Raw genomic sequence first — 3521 nt, 5'->3', positions numbered from 1 at the left:
CGCGTCGGTCGGGAAGTCCCAGTGCCCGTCGAGTCCCACGCGAACGTCGCGATCGCCGTCGGTGACGCGGAATCCTTCGCAGAAGGGGTGTTCGCTGTGGAACTTCAATGCGGGGCTGTCGTCGGGCGCCGCGATCTCCATGGACAGCCGCGACAGATCGGGAAACGCGAGCGCGCGATCGTGGAGCACCATCCTGGCGATCACCGTGTAGTCGTCCTGGAAGGTCGGGACGTACGTCGTCGCCCAGGAAAGCCCGCCCACGACCATGTGGTGGAAGTGCGACCACCACAACTGCGCGTCGTCGCCGTTCAGTTTCCTCGCCCCGACACAGTGGTGACTCGGTCGCGTGCCGCCCGACGACCGAGAGTCCTGCAACTCCCGCACCCCTATGGGTCGATCGTCGGCGCCCACCCAGTACATCCCGTTCTGCCCGTCCAAGACCACCCAGGTGCCGAGCTCGTCGATCCACGCCTCGGTCACGGCGTGGCCCTTGGACAGTCCCGTGTGGTAGTTCGCCGCGTCGCAGGCGACCCGCCGCGCGGGAATGCCTCGGGCGCACAGGGACTGGGTCAACACCAGGGTGTACTCGACGCACGCGAACCGCTTGCCGTCCTCGTCAACGCGCCGCAGCACCTCGACGGCGTCCACGCCGGGGTTGACGTGGTCGTTGGCGTGCTCCCATCGCCGCGAAACCCAGGCGAGCAAGCCGAGCGCGGTGTCCCACGCCGAATCAGCGGGCTCGGGCAGCTGCTCGCGCAGCAACGCCTCGCGCGAGGGCTCCACGCGCGAATAGTCCTGGGGTGGGCCAAAGATCGGTTGTGGCCAGTCCAGGATCTCGATGGGAGGTTCGGGAATGTTGGCGCGCATGCGTTCCCGCAGTCGCGGCCAGTCCGTCGCGTCGCCGAATGCCTGCGACAGCACGGGTTCCAGCATCTCGGGCTGGCTGAAGCCCCCGTCGATCAACTCCTCCAACAGCTGCCGCGCATCCTGACGCCCGAGGTGGTGGCGCGCCAACACGAGAATCGGCCCCCACGCACCCACCCAGAACTTGTGGTCGCTGCGGAGCTCGGACTCCATCGCGGCGTACGTTTCCCAATCGTCCGAATTCGACAGATCCTGCGCCCGCCGACGGATGTCGACCAGCCAGGGTTCGTCCTCACCTATGTAACCCATTGCCGCGTGCCTCCCGCGCCTCGGGTGCGAAGGGAACCCCCGCACGCGACGTCATCGTATGGCGAGTCCGCAGGGGAATCATCGACCGTACGGGCATGGAAGCCAGCCGAATCGGGGACGTGAATACGGCCTTGTGGGGCCTGGCGCGGTCGGCCGCGGCGACGCCTTGACCTCCGAGATGAGGGTCCAACGAGACGACGGCATCGTCCCAGCCCGCTTCATAAAGCGTGTCGATGGCCGACAACCTGAGGCGCCGCCTCTATCAGCGATCCCAAAGCCGCGGCGCACACCACCATGGCCATCAGTGCCGCCGACGGTGACGCCGCCGTGTCCCTTGGGCATCTCTCGAAACCCGATGGTCACCGCGCGATGCGACGGGCACAATCGACCAGTGCTAATGACCATTTCCACCACCCACCGACCCGCGACCGACCTGGGGTACCTGCTGTACAAGCACCCTGACAAGGTGCATGCCTTCAGCCACTCCTTCGGTGCCGCAACGGTGGTGTACCCCGAGGCGACCGAGGAGCGCTGCACCGCCGCGTTGGTCATGGAGGTGGATCCCGTCAAACTCACGCGTTCGCGTGGGAAGAAGTCGCCCGACTTCTCCTTGGGGCAGTACGTCAACGATCGTCCGTACGCCGCGTCGTCCCTGTTGGCGGTGGCGATCGGGAACGTGTTCAGTACCGCCCGCAACGGACGGTGTGACGCGCGGGCCGAACTGGCGGCGTCGGCTATTCCATTGGAGGTCTTCCTGGCGGCGGTGCCGTGCAAGGGTGGAGCCGAGTTGGCCGAGAAGCTGTTCGCGCCCTTGGGTTGGGACGTCGAGGCGGCGCCCGTCGCGCTCGACGAGTCCTTTCCCGACTGGGGGGAGTCGCGGTACGTCCAGTTGAGACTGAAAGGGACGCTGCGGGTCGCCGACGCGCTCAACCACCTGTATGTGCTGCTGCCCGTGCTGGACGACGCCAAGCATTATTGGGTGGATATCGGGGAGGTCGACAAGCTGGTGCGAAACGGCGGGGAATGGCTGGCCGAGCATCCGTGCTCGGAGCTGATCACCCGTCGATACCTGGCGCGGCAGCGGGGGTTGGAGCGGGTGGCGTTCGCGCGGCTGGCCGAGGTGGACGAGTCCGCGGAGGGGGAGCTGGAGCCGCCCGTGGAGGAGGAGACAGTGGCCGAGGAGGAGGCGCCGAAGACCGTGCCGTTGGCGAAGCGACGGCACGCCGCCGTGCTGGAAGCCGTGGCCGCGTCGGGCGCGTCGAGCGTGATCGACCTGGGGTGCGGGTCGGGTCGCCTTGTGGCGGAGTTGTTGAAGAGCCGGGACCTCAGCAGGGTGACGGGGGTGGACGTGTCCACACTGGCGCTGAAACAGACCGCGCGGTACCTGAAGCTGGATCGCATGAGCGACAGGCAATCGGAGCGCGTCGACCTGTTCCAGGGGGCATTGACCTACACCGACGAGCGGTTCGGTGGGTACGACGCCGCGATCCTCATGGAGGTGATCGAGCACATCGACCCGCCGCGGTTGGCCGCCGTGGAGCGGGTGGTGTTCGGTGAGGCGCGGCCGTCCGCCGTCATCGTGACCACGCCCAATGTGGAGTACAACGTCCACTATGAGCTGGAGGCGGGGTGCCCGCGGCATCGCGACCACCGTTTCGAATGGGACCGCGCGCAGTTCGCCGCCTGGGCGGAGCGGGTGGCCGCCGCGCACGGGTACCGCGTCGCGATCAGCGGGATCGGCGACGAGGACGTTGACGCGGGTCAGCCGACCCAGATGGGAGTGTTCAGCCGTGACTGAGATTCGGGTTCCCGCGATGTCCCTCATCGTGCTGGTGGGGATCTCGGGGTCGGGCAAGTCGAGCTTCGCCGCCAGGCATTTCAAGCCCACCCAGGTGATCTCGTCCGACTTCTGCCGTGGGTTGGTGTCCGACGACGACAACGACCAGGCGTCCACACCAGACGCCTTCGACGTGCTGAACTACATCGTCGCCACGCGACTGCGTCGCGGCCTGTTGACCGTCGTGGACGCCACCAACGTGCAGTGCGAGGCGCGCCGCAAGCTGGTGGAGCTGGCCAAGCAGCACCACGTACTCGTCGACGCCGTCGTGCTGGACGTGGACGAAACCGTTGCCGTGCAACGCAACGCCACCCGCCCCGACCGCGACTTCGGCGCGCACGTCATCCCGAAGCAGCAGCGGGAGCTGCGGCGCGGCATGCGGCGCATCAACCGCGAGGGGTTCCGCCGCGTCCACGTCCTGTCGCCCACCGACATTGGCTCGGCGCGCTTCGTCCTGGAGCCCGCCTGGACCGACAAGACCGAGCTGACGGGCCCGTTCGACATCATCGGC

Annotated in this window: 3 protein-coding genes; 2 read left to right on the top strand and 1 reads right to left on the bottom strand. The window is 67.5% G+C overall.

Annotated features, from left to right (window positions below):
- A partial coding sequence (locus tag VE172_RS08395) for a transglutaminase-like domain-containing protein (protein ID WP_324799812.1) occupies positions 1–1173 on the bottom strand: 1173 nt, incomplete at its 3' end.
- A gap of 397 nt (positions 1174–1570) precedes the next feature.
- Here VE172_RS08395 and VE172_RS08390 point away from each other — a divergent pair.
- Both VE172_RS08390 and VE172_RS08385 read left to right on the top strand, forming a co-directional pair.
- Positions 1571–2971, top strand: a complete 1401-nt coding sequence (locus tag VE172_RS08390; RefSeq protein ID WP_324799809.1) for a 3' terminal RNA ribose 2'-O-methyltransferase Hen1 — start codon at positions 1571–1573, stop codon at positions 2969–2971.
- Positions 2964–3521 (top strand): AAA family ATPase (locus VE172_RS08385; RefSeq protein WP_324799806.1); only part of this gene is annotated, 558 nt, incomplete at its 3' end. The genes VE172_RS08390 and VE172_RS08385, both read left to right, overlap by 8 nt.

Source organism: Stackebrandtia sp. (assembly GCF_035643755.1).
Taxonomy (GTDB): Bacteria; Actinomycetota; Actinomycetes; order Mycobacteriales; family Micromonosporaceae; genus Stackebrandtia.
This window is presented reverse-complemented; position numbering and strand designations above follow the sequence as displayed.

Excerpts from the sequence above, each read along its gene's own strand:
- VE172_RS08390 (WP_324799809.1), top strand. The coding sequence starts at position 1,571 with ATGACCATTTCCACCACCCACCGACCCGCGACCGACCTGGGGTACCTG.